Annotated in this window: 22 protein-coding genes; 10 read left to right on the top strand and 12 right to left on the bottom strand. The window is 40.4% G+C overall.

Annotation, left to right across the window (positions count from 1 at the left end; genetic code table 11):
- Positions 1-14 precede the first annotated feature (14 nt).
- The 5 genes from hpf (at position 15) to rnk (ending at position 2,716) form a co-directional block, all read left to right on the top strand.
- Positions 15-302 (top strand): ribosome hibernation promoting factor, encoded by a 288-nt coding sequence (hpf, locus tag ABN099_RS03665; protein ID WP_064718870.1) that lies wholly within the window; start codon positions 15-17, stop codon positions 300-302.
- Between the two features lie 156 nt (positions 303-458).
- Positions 459-926 (top strand): PTS IIA-like nitrogen regulatory protein PtsN, encoded by a 468-nt coding sequence (gene ptsN / locus ABN099_RS03660; RefSeq protein ID WP_349462341.1) that lies wholly within the window; start codon positions 459-461, stop codon positions 924-926.
- Positions 927-1,006: 80 nt separating this feature from the next.
- The gene (gene rapZ, locus ABN099_RS03655) at positions 1,007-1,861 is read left to right on the top strand and encodes an RNase adapter RapZ (protein WP_193016740.1); all 855 of its coding nucleotides are present in this window, start codon (positions 1,007-1,009) and stop codon (positions 1,859-1,861) included.
- Positions 1,858-2,130, top strand: a complete 273-nt coding sequence (npr, locus tag ABN099_RS03650) for a PTS phosphocarrier protein NPr (RefSeq protein ID WP_349462340.1) — start codon at positions 1,858-1,860, stop codon at positions 2,128-2,130. The genes rapZ and npr overlap by 4 nt, the downstream gene beginning before the upstream one ends.
- Before the next feature lie 175 nt (positions 2,131-2,305).
- On the top strand, positions 2,306-2,716 hold the full coding sequence (gene rnk / locus ABN099_RS03645; RefSeq protein WP_349462339.1) for a nucleoside diphosphate kinase regulator: 411 nt from the start codon (positions 2,306-2,308) through the stop codon (positions 2,714-2,716).
- A gap of 118 nt (positions 2,717-2,834) precedes the next feature.
- Here the strand turns inward: rnk and pmbA are convergent, their stop codons facing one another.
- Positions 2,835-4,163 (bottom strand): metalloprotease PmbA, encoded by a 1,329-nt coding sequence (gene pmbA / locus ABN099_RS03640; protein WP_349462338.1) that lies wholly within the window; start codon positions 4,161-4,163, stop codon positions 2,835-2,837.
- A gap of 187 nt (positions 4,164-4,350) precedes the next feature.
- On the opposite strand from pmbA, the gene yjgA reads away from it, so the two are divergent.
- Entirely contained in the window at positions 4,351-4,911 is a 561-nt protein-coding gene (yjgA, locus tag ABN099_RS03635) for a ribosome biogenesis factor YjgA (protein WP_349462717.1), read from the top strand.
- A gap of 92 nt (positions 4,912-5,003) precedes the next feature.
- On the opposite strand, the gene ABN099_RS03630 is transcribed toward yjgA, so the two are convergent.
- The 10 genes from ABN099_RS03630 to mreB form a co-directional block, all read right to left on the bottom strand.
- Positions 5,004-5,273 (bottom strand): barstar family protein, encoded by a 270-nt coding sequence (locus tag ABN099_RS03630; protein WP_349462337.1) that lies wholly within the window; start codon positions 5,271-5,273, stop codon positions 5,004-5,006.
- A complete protein-coding gene (locus ABN099_RS03625; RefSeq protein ID WP_349462336.1) occupies positions 5,273-5,779 on the bottom strand; it encodes a ribonuclease in 507 nt (168 codons plus the stop codon). Before ABN099_RS03625 ends, ABN099_RS03630 begins: the two co-directional genes overlap by 1 nt.
- Positions 5,780-5,865: 86 nt before the next feature.
- Positions 5,866-7,311: a metalloprotease TldD gene (gene tldD / locus ABN099_RS03620; RefSeq protein WP_349462335.1), complete on the bottom strand. Its 1,446-nt coding sequence runs from the start codon at positions 7,309-7,311 to the stop codon at positions 5,866-5,868.
- Positions 7,308-8,168, bottom strand: a complete 861-nt coding sequence (gene nit1 / locus ABN099_RS03615; protein WP_349462334.1) for a deaminated glutathione amidase — start codon at positions 8,166-8,168, stop codon at positions 7,308-7,310. The genes tldD and nit1 overlap by 4 nt, the downstream gene beginning before the upstream one ends.
- A complete protein-coding gene (gene yhdP / locus ABN099_RS03610) occupies positions 8,165-11,965 on the bottom strand; it encodes an AsmA2 domain-containing protein YhdP (protein ID WP_349462333.1) in 3,801 nt (1,266 codons plus the stop codon). Before yhdP ends, nit1 begins: the two co-directional genes overlap by 4 nt.
- 45 nt (positions 11,966-12,010) lie before the next feature.
- Positions 12,011-13,480 carry a ribonuclease G gene (gene rng, locus ABN099_RS03605; protein WP_349462332.1) on the bottom strand — a complete coding sequence of 490 codons (1,470 nt, stop codon included), beginning with the start codon at positions 13,478-13,480 and terminating at the stop codon, positions 12,011-12,013.
- Positions 13,477-14,064: a Maf family protein gene (locus ABN099_RS03600; RefSeq protein WP_349462331.1), complete on the bottom strand. Its 588-nt coding sequence runs from the start codon at positions 14,062-14,064 to the stop codon at positions 13,477-13,479. Before ABN099_RS03600 ends, rng begins: the two co-directional genes overlap by 4 nt.
- Positions 14,065-14,117: 53 nt before the next feature.
- On the bottom strand, positions 14,118-14,606 hold the full coding sequence (mreD, locus tag ABN099_RS03595) for a rod shape-determining protein MreD (RefSeq protein WP_349462330.1): 489 nt from the start codon (positions 14,604-14,606) through the stop codon (positions 14,118-14,120).
- Between the two features lie 5 nt (positions 14,607-14,611).
- The gene (gene mreC / locus ABN099_RS03590; RefSeq protein WP_349462329.1) at positions 14,612-15,658 is read right to left on the bottom strand and encodes a rod shape-determining protein MreC; all 1,047 of its coding nucleotides are present in this window, start codon (positions 15,656-15,658) and stop codon (positions 14,612-14,614) included.
- A 91-nt stretch (positions 15,659-15,749) separates the two neighbouring features.
- Positions 15,750-16,793 (bottom strand): rod shape-determining protein MreB, encoded by a 1,044-nt coding sequence (gene mreB, locus ABN099_RS03585; RefSeq protein ID WP_023582893.1) that lies wholly within the window; start codon positions 16,791-16,793, stop codon positions 15,750-15,752.
- A 709-nt stretch (positions 16,794-17,502) separates the two neighbouring features.
- Between mreB and acuI the strand changes: the two genes are divergently transcribed.
- From acuI to accC, 4 genes are all read left to right on the top strand, one after another.
- Complete coding sequence (gene acuI, locus ABN099_RS03580; RefSeq protein WP_349462328.1) at positions 17,503-18,480, top strand: acrylyl-CoA reductase (NADPH); 978 nt, start codon at positions 17,503-17,505, stop codon at positions 18,478-18,480.
- Positions 18,481-18,910: 430 nt separating this feature from the next.
- On the top strand, positions 18,911-19,354 hold the full coding sequence (gene aroQ / locus ABN099_RS03575; protein WP_349462327.1) for a type II 3-dehydroquinate dehydratase: 444 nt from the start codon (positions 18,911-18,913) through the stop codon (positions 19,352-19,354).
- Positions 19,355-19,387: 33 nt separating this feature from the next.
- A complete protein-coding gene (gene accB, locus ABN099_RS03570; RefSeq protein ID WP_349462326.1) occupies positions 19,388-19,858 on the top strand; it encodes an acetyl-CoA carboxylase biotin carboxyl carrier protein in 471 nt (156 codons plus the stop codon).
- A gap of 12 nt (positions 19,859-19,870) precedes the next feature.
- Complete coding sequence (accC, locus tag ABN099_RS03565; protein ID WP_349462325.1) at positions 19,871-21,220, top strand: acetyl-CoA carboxylase biotin carboxylase subunit; 1,350 nt, start codon at positions 19,871-19,873, stop codon at positions 21,218-21,220.
- Between the two features lie 54 nt (positions 21,221-21,274).
- Here accC and ABN099_RS03560 read toward each other — a convergent pair whose 3' ends face one another.
- Positions 21,275-21,736 carry an Lrp/AsnC family transcriptional regulator gene (locus ABN099_RS03560; protein WP_349462324.1) on the bottom strand — a complete coding sequence of 154 codons (462 nt, stop codon included), beginning with the start codon at positions 21,734-21,736 and terminating at the stop codon, positions 21,275-21,277.
- Positions 21,737-21,928 lie beyond the last annotated feature (192 nt).

Here is a 21,928-nt window from a genome sequence, read left to right as displayed (position 1 = left end):
AGAAGGAAGACACTATGGAACTTCAAATCACTGGTCATAATATTGAATTAACCGATGCTCTGCGTGACACTGTAAAAGCAAAAAGCGCTAAATTACCTCAGTTCTTTGACAAAATTAACAACATTCAGGTTATCCTGAAAGTCGAGAAAGTGAATAAAATCGCGGAAGCGACCATTCAAGTTAATGGCGGTGAACTACATGCCTCTGCAGAAGCAGACGATATGTATGCAGCAATTGATGGATTAATGGATAAACTGGCTCGTCAATTAACCAAACACAAAGATAAACTGAGACAACATTAATTCATTTCCCATTGTAAAATGGGGATACAATCGGCAATGTTACTGCGTTGTTTACGCTGCGTTTGCCATATTAAAAAACAGCGCCTAATTAATCAGTAACAAAAAACCAGATGTCACTTTGTGGCATCTGGTTTGCTGGTCTAAGTGAATAAGACAATGAACAACGATACAAAAATGAAGATTAGTGACGTGCTTTCTCTGACGTGTACCCATAACGATGTACATTGCACGAGTAAAAAACGCGCTTTGGAAATTATCAGTGAATTAGCGGCTACAGAGCTTAATTTACCAGAAACGCTGATATTTGAAGCATTACTGACTCGCGAAAAAGTGGGTACAACAGGGATTGGTGGTGGTTTGGCTATCCCTCATGGACGTATTGAAAGTGACGAAGCAGACCGGGTTGTTGGTGTGTTTCTTCGCCTAAATGAACCTATTGCTTTCGACGCTATTGATAATCAACCTGTTGATTTGTTGTTCGCATTACTCGTTCCTGCAACACAGTGCAAGGAACATTTACACACACTGTCTTTAATTGCCAAACAGTTAGCGGATAAAAATTTATGCCGCCAACTACGCTCCGCACAAAGTGATGAAGAGCTTTATCAAATTGTCACAGAATAGACCAACAAGGTTTATTAGGAAGCGAAAAGCATACGGTGGGATGATATTCATCACTGGGAAATTTTAAGGGGAGCTACCTCATGGTGCTGATGATAGTCAGCGGACGCTCTGGTTCAGGTAAGTCAGTTGCTTTGCGTGCGCTTGAAGACATGGGATTTTATTGCGTAGATAACTTACCAGTTGATCTTTTACCGGAGCTCGCGAAAACGCTGGCGGAACGTGATGCTTCTGCTGCCGCAGTCAGTATTGATGTTCGTAATATGCCTGAATCGCCGGAGATCTTTGAAAAAGCGCTGGAAAATTTACCCGCTGAATATTCTCCACAACTTTTGTTTCTAGATGCTGATAGAAACACCTTGATCCGTCGTTATAGTGATACACGACGTCTACATCCTCTTTCAACAAAAAACCTTTCTTTGGAAGTGGCGATTGATACAGAGAGTGATCTGCTAGAGCCGTTACGATCTCGTGCTGATCTTATCATCGATACATCCGAAATGTCTGTTCATGAATTGGCTGAGATGCTGCGTACTCGCTTATTAGGTAAGCGTGAGCGCGAACTGACAATGGTATTTGAATCATTTGGATTTAAACACGGTATTCCTATCGACGCAGATTATGTTTTTGATGTGCGTTTTTTACCAAATCCCCATTGGGATCCTAAGCTGCGCCCAATGACAGGTCTTGATCGCCCTGTTGCTGCATTTTTAGATAGGCACACAGAAGTACACAACTTTATTTATCAAACCAGAAGCTACCTCGAACTTTGGTTACCGATGTTAGAAACCAATAACCGTAGCTATTTAACGGTTGCGATAGGTTGTACTGGTGGGAAACACCGTTCTGTATATGTTGCTGAACAGCTGGCTGATTATTTTCGCTCTCGTGGTAAAAACGTACAGTCACGTCATAGAACGTTAGAAAAACGCAAATGACCCAACACCGACAAGTTGCGATTAAAAATCGGCTTGGCATGCACGCAAGGCCTGCAATGAAATTGTTTGATTTGGTAAAAACATTTCAATCAACAGTGATTTTACGCAATCATGAAGGGGTTGAGGCGCAAGCAGATAGTGTGATTGCGATGTTGATGCTTGACTCTGAACAAGGTAGCCATATTAACATCGAAGTCACAGGAAGTGATGAGAATGAAGCTATTAATGCTATTATCTTATTATTTGAATCAGGCTTTGATGAAGAATAATCATAATAGAAAACAATAGATTAGCATTTCTTAACAAAAGTACTTGAAAGAGATCGTGATCACCGTCTCTTTCTTTTTTATACAGAACCGCCTATTATCTCATATATGAGTTTAACAACACCCCCACCTAACCCGTGGGGGTGTTGTTTTGCATTGGAATAAATTGGAGTGTGGTATGACAAAGCCAACAATTATCATCAACGAACTTGATGCAGAACGTTTAGATTCATTACTAGAGCAACCTGCATTTGCAGATAGCCCAATTGCAGAAGCGCTAAATGAAGAGTTAGATCGCGCTGACATTGTAACGCCAGCTGATATCCCGGCGAACATCGTTACAATGAACAGTAAAGTCCGTTTTATGGACTTAAAAAATAATGAAGAGCGTACACGTACTTTAGTTTACCCTGCATCATTAAAAGACAGCACAACAGAACTATCGGTAATGGCACCAATGGGAGCAGCATTATTGGGTTTAACCATTAATGATGAAATCAGTTGGAAATTGCCAAATGGCCTTGAAACTAAGGTTAAAGTGTTAGAAATTCTTTATCAACCGGAAGCCGCTGGTGAATATCACCGTTAAGCAGCGCTGAAGGTTCGTGTCTTATTTTTGTTTTTACTTGCTTTAAAAATACATCAATAAACGCGATATCTCAGCCCATCAATGGGCTGAGATTAATGACGATAATGCAATTTACCTCTTACTCACCCGCAATGCTCATTTCTGGCAGTAATAACGAACCACACTGAATATTACTGCGGGTTTCAATATCATCACCAATGGTGGCAATATTCGCCCACATATCTTTCAAGTTACCCGCAATAGTGACTTCACTGACTGGATATTGAATTTCACCATTTTCAACCCAGAAGCCACCAGCACCACGAGAGTAATCACCAGTAACAGTACTTACACCTTGTCCCATAAGTTCGGTAACAATCAGCCCTGTTCCCATCTCTTTGACTAACTCATCAAATGAAAGACCTTGCCCTGGGATAAACCAGTTATGAATACCACCAGCATGACCATTGCTTTTTAAACCTAATTTTCTTGCTGAATAGGTTGTCAGTAACCACTCTTGTAACACACCATCTTTTATAATATCAGCATCCATAGTACGGACACCTTCACTATCAAATGGTGTAGAAGCTAATCCACCCATTAAATGAGGACGCTCTTGAATATTTAGCCATTGTGGAAAAATCTGCTTACCTAAACTATCTAACAAGCAAGATGATTCACGATAGATCATGCTGCCACTAATGGCGGCAACTAAATGCCCAAAAATACCCGTTGCTACTTCAGCGGAAAAAATAACGGGCGCTTTCATGGTAGAAAGCTTACGAGGAGAAAGACGTGAAAGCGTGCGACGAGCACACTCTTGACCTACCCACTCTGGCGTTGCTAAGCCATCGAAACGGCGACTAATGGTATAAGCGTAATCACGCTCCATATCTTCGCCCTCTTTCGCTATCACGCAGCTAGACATTGAATAACGAGAAGACGAATAGCTTTTTAATAATCCAAGACTATTACCAAAGACACGAGTACCACTGTGGCTATTAAAACTACCACCTTCCGTATTAATAATACGTTTGTCGCTATCTAAAGCTGCTTTTTCTGCACGAGAAGCTAATTCAATTGCTTTATCTGCCGTGATCTCAGTTGGGTGGTAAAGATCTAAGAAAGGGGCGTCAAATGCCAGTAGTTCTTTATCAGCAGGTCCTGCATAAGGGTCAACTGAGGTATAACGCGCAATATCAACAGCAGCTTGTACAGCGCGTTTAATCGCATCAGGGCTTAAATCTGTGGAAGAAGCACTACCTTTACGTTGTTGTTGATAAACGGTGATACCTAAAGCACCATCACTGTTAAATTCAACATTCTCAACTTCACCATGACGTGTACTTACGCTGATGCCCGTTGATTTATTAATTGCAACTTCTGCACTGTCGCACTGCTTTGCCGCCAACTCTAAAGCGAGCGAAACAGCGTCTTCCAGCTGTTTTACCTGATCTGAATTATTCATTGAGAACCATTTTTCCTAAGGAGAACATCACTTTTTACTTATTTTTAGTAAAGTAAATCAATTGACAGGTGGTCAACAAGCGATTTTCCCAGTTACAATAGAAGATATATGAATGTTATCACCCGTCGGGCTTTTGGTCATTCACCAAATCACACTCCCGGCTTACTCTGCAACAGGAATTTTTATTATGGCAAAGCAGCCAGAAGAGTGGCATTACCTTGACCCTGAATTTGACAGCACATCGTCAGAAGAGGAAGAAGATGAAGAGATCATCTGGGTCAGCAAAAGTGAAATCAAACGTGATGCTGAAGTACTAAAAAAATTAGGTACTGAACTGGTTGAATTAAGTGCTCAAGAGTTAGAGCGGATCCCACTCGATGAGAAACTACTTGCATCAATTCAACTCGCACAAAAAGTACAGCGTGAAGCGCGTCGTCGCCAAATTCAATATATTGGTAAATTACTGCGTAATGTTGATGAAGACCCTATTCGTCAAGCATTAGACAAACTTAAAAATCGTCATAACCAACAGATTTTAGTTTTACATAAATTAGAAGATCTGCGTATTCGCCTAGTAGAAGGCGGTAATGAAGTGATTGAAGAAGTTGTCAAACTTTATCCAATGGCAGATCGCCAACAATTACGCACACTTATTCGTAATGCAAAGAAAGAAAAAGAAGGCAATAAACCACCAAAATCATTCCGTTTATTGTTTCAATATTTAAAAGATCTTTCGGAATCAGCGTAAAGCATCTGCTTTACCCTTATGACACCTGAAAACGCAGTGTAGTGAAGATTATACTGTCACTGCTGTTTTCGGGATTAAAGGTTTTATTATCATTACTGCTCACAAGAAAAGTGAAAGTATTCATCACCTAACTCAATTTGGGTTTCTTGCATCAGTATTATTAATGGCTGAAAGATAGGTGAATGTTGAGGGAAATGTTTAAAAATAATCTGCACTGGCAACTCAACGTCCCCCGTTAACACATCCCATAATGCATCTAGATTATTGCCAAAATAGTCAGGCAAATCGAACTGCTTAGCAAAACTAAGATAAAACGCTTCCATAGTTGGAAGCATTTCAAAATCAAATATTATTTTCTGCATTAAGGTGCAACTTTTGTCATAGTACGATAATGATCGGTGGTTAAATAGATCAAACCATCATTAGAATATAGCAATCTATCGCTACCACGATGCCCACAGCGATAATTCACATCAGCTTCAAACCATTGACGACCACTCTCTTCAGGAAGCTGCTTTTCACGATTCATAAAGCGATCACCACCAATTGCTCTGCCAGGTAATACCTCACATAAATTACCCGTTTTGGCATTCCAACCATTCGCTCTCGCTTCTTTCTTAGTAAGATAGAAATCAGGCAACTGATCATGACGCTGTAAATAGTCAGCTACTTTGTTTGCTTGTGTCTTTTCATTAATTGACTGTGGGATCTGTGCGGGTTTATTTGCCTGATTACTTGGTGGTGCAGGAATAGATGCAGGTGCAGATAAGGATGAATCTGGTGTTTGGGTTTCAGGCAATAGCCCTTTATAAAGAACACCGAATAAAACAGCAACAACAATAATTACTGGTAATAAACGTTTACCCATTAGTTAGCTCCTTTAACTGTCGTTGAGATAAAAAACTCCATCAGAAGATGGAGCTTTTTAAGTACGTATAGATAACTATAGCAACATTATGCGGTTCCGCCGACAGTAATTTTATCCAGTTTTAATGTTGGTTGACCAACACCAACCGGTAAACTTTGTCCTTCTTTACCACAAACGCCGACACCTTTATCTAACGCAAGATCGTTACCGACCATTGAAACTTGTTGCATTGCTTCAATACCAGAACCAATTAATGTTGCACCTTTAATTGGTTTAGTAATTTTGCCATTCTCAATTAAATAAGCTTCTGAGGTTGAGAAAACAAATTTACCTGAAGTGATATCGACCTGACCACCACCAAAGTTTGGTGCGTAGATCCCACGTTCAACACTGGCAATAATATCTTCTGGTGATGACTTACCTGCCAACATATAGGTATTAGTCATACGTGGCATAGGAAGGTGCGCATAAGACTCACGACGACCATTACCTGTTGGTGCTACCCCCATTAAACGCGCATTCATCTTATCTTGCATATAACCTTTTAAGATGCCGTTTTCAATTAGCACGTTATACTGACCAGGTACACCTTCATCATCAATCGCCACAGAACCGCGACGACCTTCAATAGTGCCATCATCAACAATAGTACAAAGTTCAGAAGTGACTTTATCACCAAGGCGACCAGAAAAAACGGAGGTTTCTCGGCGATTAAAATCACCTTCTAAACCATGACCAACCGCTTCATGCAGTAAAACACCCGGCCATCCTGCACCTAATACAACAGGCATCGTGCCAGCAGGCGCTGCTATTGCAGATAAGTTAACGAGTGCCATACGTACAGCTTCACGAGCATAAGTTACAGCATGGCTTTCACCATCAACTGTCATTAAGAAGTAGTCATAACCAAAACGACCACCCCCACCACTTGCACCACGTTCACGTTTGCCATCTTCTTCAACTAACACGCTAACAGAGAGGCGAACTAAAGGACGCACATCTGCCGCTAATGTGCCGTCTGTTGCAGCAACTAAAATATGCTCATAAACACCTGTTAATGACGCATTAACTTGCTTTACGCGTTTATCTTCAGCACGAGCGGCTTTATCTACTTCATGTAATAAAGCAATTTTTTCTTCACGAGAAAGGCTGTCCAGAGGATTATTTAAGCTATACAGCGGAGAATGTTGAATAGCACCTAAGGTATGAATGCGACCATCTCCCTGAGCCTGAACAATACTTCGTGCAGCCGCAGCGCTTTGATTAAGTGCATTAAGTGTTAACTGGTCAGCATAAGCAAAACCGGTTTTATCACCGTAAATTGCTCTAACTCCTACCCCTTGGTCAATATTGTAAGAGCCATCTTTAATAATTTGATCGTCTAAGATCCACGCTTCGTGGTAACTAGACTGAAAATAAAGATCACCATAATCAATTTGACGCTGTGCAAGCTGTTCAAGTGTAGATGCTAAATCATCCAGACTGAGTTGGTTCGCTTCCAACAGACTTTCGCTGACAACAGCTAAACTCATAATTCTTCTTTATCCTTAACTTTTTTTATTAAGTGAGTCAGTTTCGGGCGAAAGCGATTATGTTTCACAACCCGTATCTGTTCACGCATACCATCTAAACTATCAACTCGAATATTCAGTGTTAGTGCACTTACGGCATCAGGGTTCTTTTTCAATACTTTGCCCCAACCGTCAACCGCCATTGTATGACCCCAAGTACGACGCGTATCATGAGTACCGACTTGTGCAGGAGCCAAAATAATACATTGGTTTTCAATTGCACGAGCACGTAGCAGCGGTTCCCAGTGCGCTTTTCCTGTTAAACGAGTAAATGCAGCTGGCACAGAAATAATTTCAGCACCTTTTTCTCTTAGTGCTTGAAAAATCCCAGGAAAACGTAAGTCATAACAAATGGTTAGACCTAACTTACCAACAGGAGTATCAACAACCGTTAAACGTTCGCCTCGTTGATAAATAGTAGACTCATTATATTCGCCTTGCTCATCATCAATGCTTACATCAAACATATGAATTTTGTCATAGCGAGCACGAATAACACCTTCATTATCAAACACTAAGCTACTGCTTGTAATTTGGTCTGGAGAGTCACGACTAATTAAAGGCATAGACCCAACAAGGATCCACACTTTATAACGCTGTGCCATTTTAGCAATAGCGTTCTGTAAAGGTCCTTCACCCTGAATTTCAGCATGTTTATGGTAATCTTTAGCACTCGAAAAAAGTAACGCATTCTCAGGGGTTAACACAAGCTCAACTGAATCGGGTAATTGTTTAATCTGTTGCTCTATCTGCGCCAGATTATTTTTTGTATTTTTTCCGCTACAAAGCTGCAAAAGTGCGACATTAACTTTTTTCATAATGCCTGATTCTCCTTAAGCTGACGCAATACTTCGTCGATTTTAGGTTGTTCCATTGTTCCGGTCACATGATAACGTATTACTGATATCTTACTCCAAAGTGGACCAAGAACTTTTGATGCCGCGAACACCGCAGCACCTGCAATTGGATTAATAGCAAAAGCAGTAGCTACTCCTACTGTAGCTGAAATCTCAGGGGTTACCACCACTTGTAGATCCATTTTACGCTCAAGTAAATCAACTTGCCCTGTAATGACGATATCGGCAATCACTCCATCGATACGAACACTGTCGGCATTCATCACGCCTTGCTTAATGGTAATTTCACTCTTAATAGAATCATATTCAAAATTATCACTAAACGTATCTCTGAAATCGAACTGTAATTTACGTAATAATGCATCAAAGCTAACCAGTCGTAGTAATTTTCCTGCTTGCCCTACATTTACTTTTTCTATACGCCCTTTGCCTAATGACGATTTAACTTCGCCATTCAAAGTGGCTAAATCAAAATTCCAAGGTGTATTATGCCATTGTAATGAAAAATCAGCAGAAAGTGGCGATTGAATAATGGGTACGATATAACCAAAATAAGCCGCCATCTCATCAATTTCTTCTGCATTCAGTTTTCCGCTGAGCTTAGTGTTGTTTTGTCCTGCCGCATTTTCAGACCACACACCAGTAACTGACAACTGCCCACTGCTATTTTCTAATTTACCTTCAGTAAGGAATAACGCGCCATTACTCTGCTGCATTGACGCTTTAATTTTGCCCAACAGCAATCCATTTACCCAACACTCTTTACATTCAAATTCAATAGAGGGCACATTTGTCACTGAAAATGCAGTTGATTTACTCGCTGGCTCCAGCGCCATTTTCAATCTTTTCTCTTCTTCAGGAGCGTGTTCACCATTAAAATAGAGGTAATTAATATTGATTTGCCAAGGTGCTGCTATTGTCGGTATAAACATATCACCGCGTAACTCACTCCCTGAAAAAGAGAATTTAACGCCATCATTAACATGCATAATTTCAGATTGTTGGTCACGCCATGTTTGCCCAGCAAAATTAAGTTCTGGCAAACTGATATGAATATTATCAGGGAAGCTCACCTCATTTTCAGAAGGTGCTAATGCCGAAAAGGCAACTAAAGTAGGCAACCATTTATCACCATTTAGCCCTTTAAGTTCAATGGTTAATCTCTCTTGCTCAGGAAGTTTGGGTCGCTTAATCGAAGATGAAGCCAAATTAGCGCGTAATAAACGTAACTGCTTTCCTAATGCCCATTCGCTATTTAGTGCCCACTGTTTTTCAGCATTAGCATCAATAGTTAGCTTTTCGCTATTGCCCTTGGCAGAAATCATGATTGGTGGTGATGTTTTTAAATCCTGAGTTTCTGGTGCCGTTAATTGACTAGCTAATCCATTCACATTTCCCGTTAAATTGACCTGATAATTAACATCACCTTTCTCGGGTATATTGACTTTAACTGTGCCATTCCAAGGCAATACACCACTTATTTGACGCTGAATATCAGAAGGTAACCCTTGAATTTTCTGAATATTCCATTGTCCTTTTAATCCAACATCCACTTGATAGTTATCAGAATTATTATGACTTGTGAATGAAAATGTGAGTGGTTGACCCAACCAGCTTCCCGTTAATGTGTCACTTTCCAGTTTATCATTGTTATAACGAAATTGACCGGTTACACCTTTTAAGGTGGTGTCCATAAAGGCGAGTGTGACGTCGTTATTTTTTAGATTAATATCACCACTAGCAACCACATCTTCGCCACCAAAAGGAATATCAAGTTTCAATGTGCCGTTAATGTTACCCGCGACTTTAAGCTCTTCAAGCGTGTGACCAATACTCGCCATTTGAGAATCAAGGAAATAATCTTTAAGTTCATCTCCTGTCGCGGCGATATTGGCATCAATCACTATTTTTTCTTTCGCATAATCACTGATAACGGCAGTTAAATTAGATGCTAAGGCTTTACCTACTTTGGCGTTATCCGCCGACATCCACAGCCCTTTATTGCGAAAATCTAAATTAATATCGAGATCAAACAACGCAGGCCATTCACTATCAAACTTAAATGTTGCCTGTTTTACAGGCGCATAAACTTGAAACCAACCATTGTGCTTTTCAAAAGGAAAATCTACCGGATCACCATGAAAAATAAAGGTCGCATTATCGATATTACCCGCAATAATGGCACCAGAAAGGTATTGGGTTAAATTTTCACCTACATATTGTTCTGGTAAATAGCGCCATGTATCTCCAGCATTACTAACGCTTACACCTGAAAGAATAGACAGTTGCTGATCTTCGCCTTTTTTCTCATAGCGAAAATCCCCAGTAACCCATGCTGATGTTGCTTTAATATCTAATCCTTGGCTCCACAGTGATAAATCATCCGCTTTATACTGCCAATAAATAGTTCCAGCGCCTTTTCCAACATTCAGTGGCGCTTTAAATAACCCACCAGTATCAATTTTGCTGTTTGCCAATGTGAATTGAAGTTCCCCCCCTTGCATACTGCCTTTGATATGACCATTAAAATGCTCAACAGAAGGTAAGGCTTTCCATTGTTTCCAACTCACATTTTGCCAATCCATATCAATAGCACTTTGTTCAACATTACTTGGCGTTAAATCCAGAGCAAAATTGTTCACTATTCCTGTGAAATGACGATGTTGCCATCGCTGTGCCATATCTGGGGTTAAAAATGAAAATAGAGGTAAAACAGCATAGAGTCTTTCTAACTCAATATTTTTAGCGCGAATACGCCACTCTTCATTATTTTTATTGTCTTTGGGTTGATAAAGTACAGCCAAATAGCCATCAGGCCACTCTTTACCATCCATGGCTATTTTTCGGGTATACGGAATATCAGCAAGCCAACCATTTTCTTGTCGTCTCATTCGCAAAATAAGATCTTCCACATTTAATACATGTGAAACACCTTCACTTTGCCAATCCATTACGCCTTGATGGATCTGTAGCTGACTTCCTGTGATGCGTCCTTGTGTGATTTCAATCCAATTAGACAAGCTAGCTTTCGCCTCACCCAGACCACTATTACTTTTAACCCATTTGCTTAACCAAGGTGAGATATCAATATCATCAGCAGTAATAAATACATTTCCGTTATCTATTAAGCCATTATCTTTGGTGTAAAGATCAAGACGAACTTTTAGCCCACCATAGTGATTAAGCAATGTATCAAGCGTGACTTCGCCTTGAGCACGATGACGATTCTTTTGGTTTAACCATATTAATTCAGGCACATTTAAGGTGCTGGTATCACCAGAGGGCGTTAGAAAAGTAAATCGGCTATCGACTAAGTTAAAACGGTCAAATTGTTCGAGGAAAAGCGAAGAGATATTATCTGGTTCAGTTAAGGTAATATCACCACTTTGCCCAGTAAAAATAGGGCTATGATAATCCACATATAACTGTTCAAAGGTCAGTTCACGAAAGTGAAGACGAAGCGTTAATAATGAACGCCAAGCATCAAAAGAGAAAGTCACTTTTTCTGCGGTAACATCCACCTCTTGATTATCGATATGAAGTCCTTCGACTTGGATATCGGGACCAAAATTTTGCCATTCCCCATTGATTTTCGTCATTGAGACCGGGCTATTAAGTTGCTTTGTTAGATAAGCTTCTATTTCAGGGCGATAATTATCAAGACGCGGCAGAAAGTAGCGGAACCCACTTAAAATTAAAGCAAAAACGATGAGGCAAAAAACCGTTGTTAACAACAGATATTTAGGTAGCCGCTTCATTTTTGTCTCCTTTCTGCCGTCATTATCATGACAAAAGAGTATCCATTACATCATCACCACATCAAATTGCTCCTGACTATAGAGTAGCTCAGTTTGCACTTTAACCTGCTTACCAACAAAAATTTCCACTTCTGCCAAAGCATGTGATTCTTCACCACGCAACGCTTCTGAAACGGCTGAAGAAGCATAAACAAGAAAACGATCAGCATCTATCGTTTTATGAACTCGCACAATTTCACGTAAAATTTCATAGCATACTGTTTCTACTGACTTTACCGTTCCCCTACCTTGGCAAGATGGGCAATCGTCACAAAGTACATGTTCAAGGCTTTCACGCGTTCTTTTACGGGTCATTTCGACTAACCCTAACTGAGAAAAGCCATTAATAGTGGTTTTTACTCGGTCTTTACTTAATGCTTGTTCAAGAGAAGCTAATACTCTGCGTTTATGCTCATCATTATTCATATCAATGAAATCAATAATAATGATGCCACCTAAATTTCTTAATCTTAATTGGCGGGCAATAGCTTGGCTGGCTTCAATATTCGTATTAAAAATAGTTTCTTCTAAATTACGATGCCCCACAAATGCACCTGTATTGATATCTATTGTGGTCATTGCTTCTGTTTGGTCGATGATAAGATAACCACCAGATTTCAGCTCAACCTTACGTTCTAGTGCGCGTTGAATTTCATTTTCAACACCATAAAGGTCAAAAATAGGCTGATTACCTTGGTGCAGCTCAAGTTTGGCGGTTAATTCAGGAATATATTCACCAATAAATTCCTGTAATTGATTATAGGTAAGTTTTGAATCAACACGAATGCCATCAAGCTCAGAACTTGCAAAATCACGCAAAATACGTTGCGCTAATGCTAATTCACCATAAATTTGAATACGGGTTTTATTTCTTTTCTTACGTTCAATGATTTTATTCCATAAACGCTTAAGAAAAGCGGCATCTTGTTTTATCTCGTGCTCACCAATGCCTTCAGCAGCGGTACGAATAATAAAACCACCGTTTTCATCGCAATACTCTTCTACTAACTGCTTTAAACGCTCTCGCTCTTCTTCGCTTTCAATGCGCTGAGAAACGCCAACATGAGAAGCACCTGGCATAAAGACTAAATAGCGTGAAGGGAGTGTTATATCAGTAGTTAAGCGCGCGCCTTTAGTGCCAAGAGGATCTTTAACGACTTGTACAATTAAATCTTGCCCTTGATGAACCAACTGACCAATATCGCGGACATTAAATTTTTTCTGCTCTTCACCCGCAATACATTCGGTGTGAGGCATAATATCAGAAGCATGTAAAAAAGCGGCTTTATCTAGCCCGATGTCAATAAATGCAGCTTGCATCCCGGGTAAAACTCGACTTACCCGACCTTTGTAGATGTTTCCGACAATGCCACGTTTGGCTTCTCTTTCAACATGTATTTCTTGAAGTATGCCTCCGCTGATATAGGCAACACGGGTTTCAGATGGAGTGACATTCACTAATAGCTCTGCGGTCATGAAATCTCCTTCTCATTCGCTAGAGATAAAAATTGGTCTATCAACGCTTCGGTTTCAACAAGAGGCAATCCGACAACAGCGTGATAACTTCCCTCAATCCGTTGAACAAAACGGCCTCCTTTTCCTTGAATACCGTAAGCGCCGGCTTTATCCATCGGCTCTCCCGTTTCAATATACGCGTTAATTTCCTGATCTGTCATCTTTCTAAATGTGACTAGTGTGACAACCAATTGGCTTAATGTATGATTTTTATCAGAAATTGCAATTGCGGTGATCACTTGATGCGTTGAACCAGCAAGCGCGCGTAACATCTGTGCAGCATGATGAGCATCACGAGGTTTTTCGAGAATTTTCCCTTCGCAAACAACAATCGTATCTGAACCGAGAACGGGATAATGACAAGGTGCTTGTCGTACACCTTCTTGCGATTTTTCTTTCGCTAAACGAACAACATACTGTTCTGGTGTTTCACCTTGTTGCCAAATTTCATCAATGGCTGGCGTAATAATACTAAATTCAACATCCAATAGTGCGAGTAATTCGCGTCGTCTTGGTGAACTAGAAGCAAGGTAAAGCATTGTCACAGATAGAGTCCTCATGACGGTAACACAATAATACCGCCATGTTCAGTAAGCTGTTAGTGCACAGAAAACTGATGACGGACTTTGCGAAGTAAAAAATAGAGCCATGGCCAAAGAATACCACTGACTGGGCTATTCCAGAATACTTGAGGGTGAAAAGTAACAGGGGAAAGTAAAAATTCTGCCCAAAATACAGCCAGATCAACCACCACAACAGTGATCATAACAACCAAAGCTTGTTGCCATAACGCTAAATTACAAAAAAGTTGGTATTTAAATGCAACGACATAACTCACTAAAGTATAAGCGAGCGCATTAACACCTAATGTTGTGCCTTGGACTAAATCCATACTCATACCCAGCACAAATGCGGTTCCCACGCTTACGCGATGTGGAATAGCCGTTATCCAATAAATAAGAAATAGCACAGGCCAAATAGGACGATACATCTCTAATTGTTCAGGCCACGGCATAATTTGTAATACTAAGGCAATCAGAAAAGAGAGCCAGATAACCCAACGACCTCGGCTTTGATATGGATTCATCGCCACTATCTACCTCTGCTTGTATTAGGTTGTACACCCGAATTTGTTGCAGAAGGAGCCACCGCTGGCGTATTTGGCTCAGCACTGTTTTCTAACGGCTCTTGAGACATCGAACGTGGTAATGGCGGTCCTGCTTGCTCATAATTAGGCAGCACTTGCGGCATCAGTTGCATTAAACGTTCATTTGCTGCGTGATACACTTCAGAAGGCAATGGGGGTTCACCCTTTTTATCAGAAGCCCCCCACAATAGAAGCAGGTAACGTAAGCGTTGTAATTCGGCAGAAGGTCTTACATCAATCACAGAATAGGCTCGCTGGTTATCCACTTTAACCGAAGAAACCACGCCAACAGGGTAGCCTTCTGGGAAACGCCCACCTAAACCGGATGTGACTAATACATCCCCAACACGAATATCGATATTGGCTGGCAATGCTTCTAATAATAGATCATCAGCACATCCACCACCCGATGCGATGACACGAATATCATTTCGTAATACTTGCACAGGTAAAGCATGGCTGGTATCACAAATTAAAAGTACTCTGCTGGTTAACTCGCTTACGGCAATTACTTGTCCAACAACACCTTTATCGCTAATAACAGGCTGTCCTTCATAAACACCGTCATTGGTGCCTTTATCAATAACCACTTGATCACGATAAGGCGTGCTGTTGCCTGACAGGACTTGAGCCACTGTCATCTGCTCATTTCGGCGTAAAGGCGAACCGAGTAATTCTCGTAAACGGGCATTTTCTTGCTTAAATTGTTCAAGTAATTGGCTTTCACCACTACGAACTAGCAACTCTTTTCTCAATGCTTGATTTTCAAACTGAAGTCGTTCGCGGGTTGCAAATGTTTCGGAAATTTGATCAAGAAAACGACGAGGACCATTGGCAAGAAAATAGAAAGGGCTGACAGCCGTATCTAAATATTGGCGGACTTTAGAAAACGCACCTAAACGATTATCAGCAATTAATAAAGTAATAGCGATAATCACGGCGATTATTAATCTTAGCTGTAGGGATGGACCCCGACTAAAAATTGGCTTCATAAACTCAACGATCACTCACACGGAGAAGTAAAAGAACGGGTGTCGATATTCACACCAAGGGGGAATCCATTCTCCCTTGTTAGAATCAATCTTAATCTTCGCTAAACAGATCGCCACCGTGCATATCGATCATTTCTAATGCTTTACCGCCGCCGCGAGCCACACAAGTCAGAGGATCTTCAGCCACAATCACAGGAATACCTGTTTCTTCCATTAACAAACGGTCAAGGTTACGTAACAGAGCTCCACCGCCCGTTAATACCATACCGCGTTCTGAAATATCAGAAGCCAATTCTGGTGGGCACTGTTCTAATGCGACCATGACAGCACTCACGATACCCGTTAATGGTTCCTGTAATGCTTCGAGAATTTCATTAGAATTTAATGTAAAGCTACGAGGCACACCTTCTGCAAGGTTACGACCACGAACTTCGATTTCATTAACTTCGTCTGAAGGATAAGCTGAACCAATATCATGTTTAATACGTTCGGCGGTTGCTTCACCAATTAATGAACCATAGTTACGGCGAACATAGTTAATGATAGCTTCATCAAAGCGATCACCACCAATACGAACAGAAGAAGAGTAAACAACACCATTTAGAGAAATTACGGCAACTTCAGTTGTACCACCACCGATATCAACCACCATAGAGCCAGTAGCTTCTGAAACAGGCAAGCCAGCACCAATAGCCGCAGACATAGGTTCTTCAATCAAGAACACTTCTCGTGCACCTGCACTTAATGCAGATTCACGAATTGCTCTTCGCTCAACTTGCGTTGCACCAACAGGTACACAAACCAATACCCGAGGGCTTGGACGCATAAAGCTGTTGTTATGAACCTGTTTTATGAAGTGCTGAAGCATTTTTTCGGTTACATAAAAATCAGCGATCACACCATCTTTCATTGGACGGATAGCTGCGATATTACCTGGGGTACGCCCCAACATCTGCTTGGCTTCATGCCCTACGGCTGCAACACTTTTTGAGGTTCCCGCGCGATCTTGACGAATAGCGACAACGGAAGGTTCATCGAGAACAATACCCTGCCCTTTGACATATATGAGGGTATTGGCGGTACCCAAGTCAATAGACAAATCGTTGGAAAACATGCCACGAAATTTTTTAAACATACGAAAGGATAATCCTGCAAGCCGGGACGGAAAAATCCGTCTACTCTACCAACCACAATAAGCAGCGACAAGGCGCGATTCGCTACTTAGTTAAAAGTGGACACGTGAATAATCTTAAAGGCACAATATTCTACGTTACTTTTCCCAATTGGAGCAGAAAAAAACTGCATAAAAATGGGCTAATTAAAACGATTAACGCATAAATTCGATCTAACGCTGTTTATATTTGGGTTAATCACAATACAAACAACACTTGCATCAATAAAGAAAAAAACGCACTTAGTTGCCACTCTGTGACACAAAAGCACAGCTACAAGTTCAAATAAAATTTATTCATTTGATTATTCACATCAGTTATATCGAAATTTGATGATATTTCACTTGGTAACTTTTATTGAATTAACAATAGAGTACTCACCAAAAGCGTGTCAAAAACAAAACATTTTCTATTTTACTTACAATATAAATGCTTCATTCTTACAATATAAATGCTTTATTTATAACCAATCGTAAAACATTAAAGGCATCATCTATTAATCAAGATATAAACCCCAGAATAATCTCTACTCCAATTAACGCAGAACCCTGAGTTTATACACTAAAAAAGATCGATTTGTCTCATTATTACAATAGATATTGTGCACAATCACGACGCCATCTAAAAATTCACCTATTATGTCAGCAATAAAAAAGTCGATAAGGGGTCATCATGAAAGCATTATTACTTGAAGAACAAGGCGATAAAATATCAGCAAGTGTTCAAAACGTCGATGAAGCAAAGCTACCCACTCATGACGTTATCGTTGATATACACTACTCCACACTTAACTATAAAGATGGATTAGCTATCACGGGTAAAGGAAAAATCATTCGACAATTTCCGATGATCCCCGGCATCGATTTTTCTGGTGTGGTTCATCACAGTGAAGATCCTCGTTTTCATATCGGTCAACATGTTCTATTAACAGGTTGGGGTGTAGGCGAAAATCACTGGGGCGGATTAGCACAAAAAGCCGGCGTTAAAGGTGATTGGCTCACCGCCGTTCCTGAAGGTCTATCTTTAAAAAATGCCATGATTATTGGCACTGCAGGCTTTACTGCAATGCTGTGCGTAATGGCATTAGAGCAAGGTGGCATTACACCTGAGAGTGGAGAGATCTTAGTAACAGGCGCAAGTGGTGGCGTTGGAAGTACTGCGATTAGCCTATTAAGTACATTGGGTTATCGAGTTACAGCATTGAGTGGTAGAAGTAGTAATCACGAATATCTGAAAAAGCTAGGTGCAACCCATGTCATTACTCGTGAAGCGTTTGAGCAACCAGGAAGAGCACTAGATAAACAGCGCTGGGCAGGTGCTGTAGATACCGTTGGCGGACAAATTCTTGCCAATATTTTAGCCCAGACTAATTATAACGGAACGGTTGCCGCTTGTGGATTAGCCAGTGGTTTCTCATTACCAACCACTGTAATGCCATTTATTTTACGAAATATTCGCCTACAAGGTGTTGATTCTGTCTATTTCCCAGCGGAAAAACGTGCTCAAGTTTGGCAACGTTTGCTACAACTATTGCCAGAAACGTTCTACCAACAAGCAATGACCGAAATCACACTTGATGAAACACCTCGCTATGCTCAAATGATTATGGATAATCAAGTTACAGGCAGAACACTGGTAAAAATTGGTTAAATTTAAGACTTATTAAATAACTTTCTGGCATTGAAAACCCTCTTTTGGTGCCAGAATGCGATTATTTTTATTTCATAGCGCCTGATTAATGTGATCTAGATCGCACTTTAAATATATATTAATGATCATCGTCAAATAAGGTCATATTTCTAGTGACATCAATAAATAACGTGATGTTATGATTATTTTTTAAACATACATTTATTTTGCTTTATAACTACAACAACAACATAAAAACGCCCTCGATTTTACCGATATAAACCTCGTGCGCCCTGATTAGACCAGTATTTTGCTGCTATCTTCTGTGAAATGTCTATAATGTCGGACTTTGTGATATGCATCGTGACATTGAATACAATAAAAGATGACAAAACGAAAACCACGGGTTATTTTGTCATTTCGTTGACGTATTGACGGAGATAGAAGCATAATGTCGGAAAATTTTCATATTTTGCTCCTGAATGGTCCGAACCTAAACCTGCTTGGAACAAGAGAGCCGGAAACCTACGGACACCTAACTCTGGACGATATCGTTCACAGTTTGTCAGCAGATGCTCAAGCGTTAAATGTGAAACTTAGCCATTTTCAGTCTAATGCTGAATTTGAGCTAATAAATAAAATTCATGCGGCTCGTGGTAATGTCGATTATATATTAATCAATCCCGCGGCTTTCACGCATACCAGTGTCGCACTGCGTGATGCATTATTAGGGGTGAATATTCCATTTATTGAAATTCACCTTTCCAATGTCTACAGTCGGGAGCCTTTCCGCCACCACTCTTATCTCTCTGATATCGCCACTGGCGTCATCTGTGGATTAGGTGCAGAAGGTTATCGATTTGCTTTACAGGCAGCGGTTAACCGCTTGTCTTAATAAAAAACATCAAAAAGAGTACGGAATCAACTCATGGATATTCGTAAAATTAAAAAACTGATCGAGCTGGTCGAAGAGTCTGGCATTTCTGAACTGGAAATTTCTGAAGGTGAAGAGTCAGTACGTATTAGTCGTAACTCTGGTTTTCAGGGTCAAATGGCTCCTCAGCAATATTTTGCGGCACCAACAGCAGCGCCTCAACCTGCATTGGCAACTGCCGTTGCACCTGTAGCGCCTGAAACGACTGCAGTTGTGGCTCAAGAGATCAGTGGTCATGTTGTTCGCTCACCAATGGTAGGAACGTTCTATCGTTCGCCAAGCCCAGAAGCCAAAAAATTTGTTGAAGTCGGTCAACAAGTGAATGTCGGTGACACTCTGTGTATCGTCGAAGCAATGAAAATGATGAACCAGATAGAATCCGATAAAGCGGGCGTTGTTAAATCTATCCTTTGCCAAGATGGCGACACCGTTGAGTTTGACGATCCACTCTTTGTCATCGAATAACGAGGCAGGTCCATGCTAGAAAAAATCCTCATTGCCAACCGTGGTGAGATTGCACTGCGTATCCTAAGAGCTTGTAAAGAGCTTGGGATCAAAGCAGTTGCTGTTCACTCCACGGCAGACCGTGATTTAAAACACGTTCTGCTGGCAGACGAGACTATCTGTATTGGTCCCGCTGCTTCAGCAAAAAGTTATCTAAATATTCCTGCAATTATTGCAGCTGCAGAGATAAGTGGCGCACAAGCCATTCACCCAGGATATGGTTTCCTGTCTGAAAATGCTGATTTTGCAGAGCAAGTTGAACGTTCAGGCTTTATTTTTATCGGTCCAAAAGCTGAAACCATCCGCCTAATGGGTGATAAAGTTTCCGCCATTGAAGCGATGAAAAAAGCAGGTGTTCCTTGTGTTCCTGGATCTGATGGTCCTTTAGGTAATGACACTGCAAAAAATATCGAGATTGCTAAACGTATTGGCTATCCAGTCATTATTAAAGCATCTGGTGGTGGCGGCGGACGCGGTATGCGTGTTGTCCGTGCTGAAAAAGATTTAGAGCAATCCATCGTAATGACCCGTGCTGAAGCCAAAGCAGCATTTAGCAACGATATGGTCTATATGGAAAAATACCTTGAAAACCCTCGCCATATTGAAATTCAAGTCATGGCTGATGGTCAAGGTAATGCAATTTATTTGGCTGAACGTGATTGCTCTATGCAACGCCGTCACCAAAAAGTTGTAGAAGAAGCGCCAGCACCGGGTATTACTGCTGAAATCCGTAAAAACATCGGCGAACGTTGTGCGAACGCTTGTGTTGAAATCGGTTATCGTGGTGCAGGTACTTTTGAATTCCTATATGAAAACGGCGAATTCTACTTTATTGAGATGAACACCCGTATTCAGGTTGAGCATCCAGTAACAGAGATGATCACCGGCATCGACTTAATTAAAGAACAGTTACGTATTGCATCTGGTTTACCATTATCGGTAACACAAAAGCAGGTAAATGTTCATGGTCATGCTGTTGAGTGTCGTATTAACGCAGAAGATCCAAAAACGTTCATGCCAAGCCCAGGAACGATTACCCGTTTCCACTCTCCGGGTGGGTTTGGTGTACGTTGGGAATCGCATATTTACGCAGGTTATACAGTTCCACCTCATTATGATTCAATGATTGGTAAATTGATCACTTATGGTGAAACTCGCGAAATTGCAATTTCTCGTATGAAGAATGCGTTGGCAGAACTTATCATTGATGGTATTAAAACCAATATTGAACTGCATCAGTTCATTATGAATGATGAGAAATTCCAAAAGGGTGGTACGAATATTCACTACCTTGAAAAACGTTTAGGATTAGCTGAGAAATAATATTTCCTCATCGAATCAAAAAGCATAGTTAAATTAACTATGCTTTTTTTTGCTTTATTTAATCGGAAACCCTTTAAATGGTTTTATTTCACGAATACTAAAGCTAGTGTTCATCTCTTTGATATTACCTATTGCACGAACTTTCACCATAGAGACGGTATGAAAATCTTCCATATCCTTTACGACTAACTGCAAAATATAGTCATAACGCCCAGATATATTATGGCAAGAAATAACATTCTCAATCTTCATTATCTCTTGTTCAAAATGCGCCATATTATCTTCAGAGTGCAAATCCAGCGTAATATTCATAAAAGCATAAAAATTAAATCCCAAGTATTTAGGATCAATATTAGCCCGATAATTCTTTATCACACCCTTCTCTAACGCCTTAAGCCTTTTCCAACAAGCTGGAGGTGACAAAAATACACGCTTAGCTATTTCTGCATTATTTAATCGCCCATCTTCTTGTAACAGCTTAAGGATCCCCAGATCTATTTTGTCAAGACTCATCATATTCGAGACCCTGTGACGTTAATCAAAGTAACGTTTTTATCAAATATTATTAGTTTATAACCTAATTCTAACTAATTTTATTAATAAATAAGTGCGCATAGACTCCAAGATGAAAAAATAATTAACCAACCTAATTGCTAGAATAATTCGTGAAGTATCGTTATTCAGCTAATACAAAAATGATTAAAAATC

The organism is Proteus hauseri, from assembly GCF_040139125.1.
Lineage (GTDB): Bacteria > Pseudomonadota > Gammaproteobacteria > Enterobacterales > Enterobacteriaceae > Proteus > Proteus hauseri_B.
The sequence above is the reverse complement of the archived record's forward strand: the minus strand, read 5'-3'. Positions and strand labels throughout refer to the sequence as shown.

What these genes read in the sequence shown, in the direction of transcription:
- hpf (WP_064718870.1), top strand. Translation starts at nt 15, where the DNA reads ATGGAACTTCAAATCACTGGTCATAATATTGAATTAACCGATGCTCTG.
- ptsN (WP_349462341.1), top strand. Translation starts at nt 459, where the DNA reads ATGAACAACGATACAAAAATGAAGATTAGTGACGTGCTTTCTCTGACG.
- rapZ (WP_193016740.1), top strand. Translation starts at nt 1,007, where the DNA reads ATGGTGCTGATGATAGTCAGCGGACGCTCTGGTTCAGGTAAGTCAGTT.
- npr (WP_349462340.1), top strand. Translation starts at nt 1,858, where the DNA reads ATGACCCAACACCGACAAGTTGCGATTAAAAATCGGCTTGGCATGCAC.
- rnk (WP_349462339.1), top strand. Translation starts at nt 2,306, where the DNA reads ATGACAAAGCCAACAATTATCATCAACGAACTTGATGCAGAACGTTTA.
- pmbA (WP_349462338.1), bottom strand. Translation starts at nt 4,163, where the DNA reads ATGAATAATTCAGATCAGGTAAAACAGCTGGAAGACGCTGTTTCGCTC.
- yjgA (WP_349462717.1), top strand. Translation starts at nt 4,351, where the DNA reads ATGGCAAAGCAGCCAGAAGAGTGGCATTACCTTGACCCTGAATTTGAC.
- ABN099_RS03630 (WP_349462337.1), bottom strand. Translation starts at nt 5,273, where the DNA reads ATGCAGAAAATAATATTTGATTTTGAAATGCTTCCAACTATGGAAGCG.
- ABN099_RS03625 (WP_349462336.1), bottom strand. Translation starts at nt 5,779, where the DNA reads ATGGGTAAACGTTTATTACCAGTAATTATTGTTGTTGCTGTTTTATTC.
- tldD (WP_349462335.1), bottom strand. Translation starts at nt 7,311, where the DNA reads ATGAGTTTAGCTGTTGTCAGCGAAAGTCTGTTGGAAGCGAACCAACTC.
- nit1 (WP_349462334.1), bottom strand. Translation starts at nt 8,168, where the DNA reads ATGAAAAAAGTTAATGTCGCACTTTTGCAGCTTTGTAGCGGAAAAAAT.
- yhdP (WP_349462333.1), bottom strand. Translation starts at nt 11,965, where the DNA reads ATGAAGCGGCTACCTAAATATCTGTTGTTAACAACGGTTTTTTGCCTC.
- rng (WP_349462332.1), bottom strand. Translation starts at nt 13,480, where the DNA reads ATGACCGCAGAGCTATTAGTGAATGTCACTCCATCTGAAACCCGTGTT.
- mreD (WP_349462330.1), bottom strand. Translation starts at nt 14,606, where the DNA reads ATGAATCCATATCAAAGCCGAGGTCGTTGGGTTATCTGGCTCTCTTTT.
- mreC (WP_349462329.1), bottom strand. Translation starts at nt 15,658, where the DNA reads ATGAAGCCAATTTTTAGTCGGGGTCCATCCCTACAGCTAAGATTAATA.
- mreB (WP_023582893.1), bottom strand. Translation starts at nt 16,793, where the DNA reads ATGTTTAAAAAATTTCGTGGCATGTTTTCCAACGATTTGTCTATTGAC.
- acuI (WP_349462328.1), top strand. Translation starts at nt 17,503, where the DNA reads ATGAAAGCATTATTACTTGAAGAACAAGGCGATAAAATATCAGCAAGT.
- aroQ (WP_349462327.1), top strand. Translation starts at nt 18,911, where the DNA reads ATGTCGGAAAATTTTCATATTTTGCTCCTGAATGGTCCGAACCTAAAC.
- accB (WP_349462326.1), top strand. Translation starts at nt 19,388, where the DNA reads ATGGATATTCGTAAAATTAAAAAACTGATCGAGCTGGTCGAAGAGTCT.
- accC (WP_349462325.1), top strand. Translation starts at nt 19,871, where the DNA reads ATGCTAGAAAAAATCCTCATTGCCAACCGTGGTGAGATTGCACTGCGT.
- ABN099_RS03560 (WP_349462324.1), bottom strand. Translation starts at nt 21,736, where the DNA reads ATGATGAGTCTTGACAAAATAGATCTGGGGATCCTTAAGCTGTTACAA.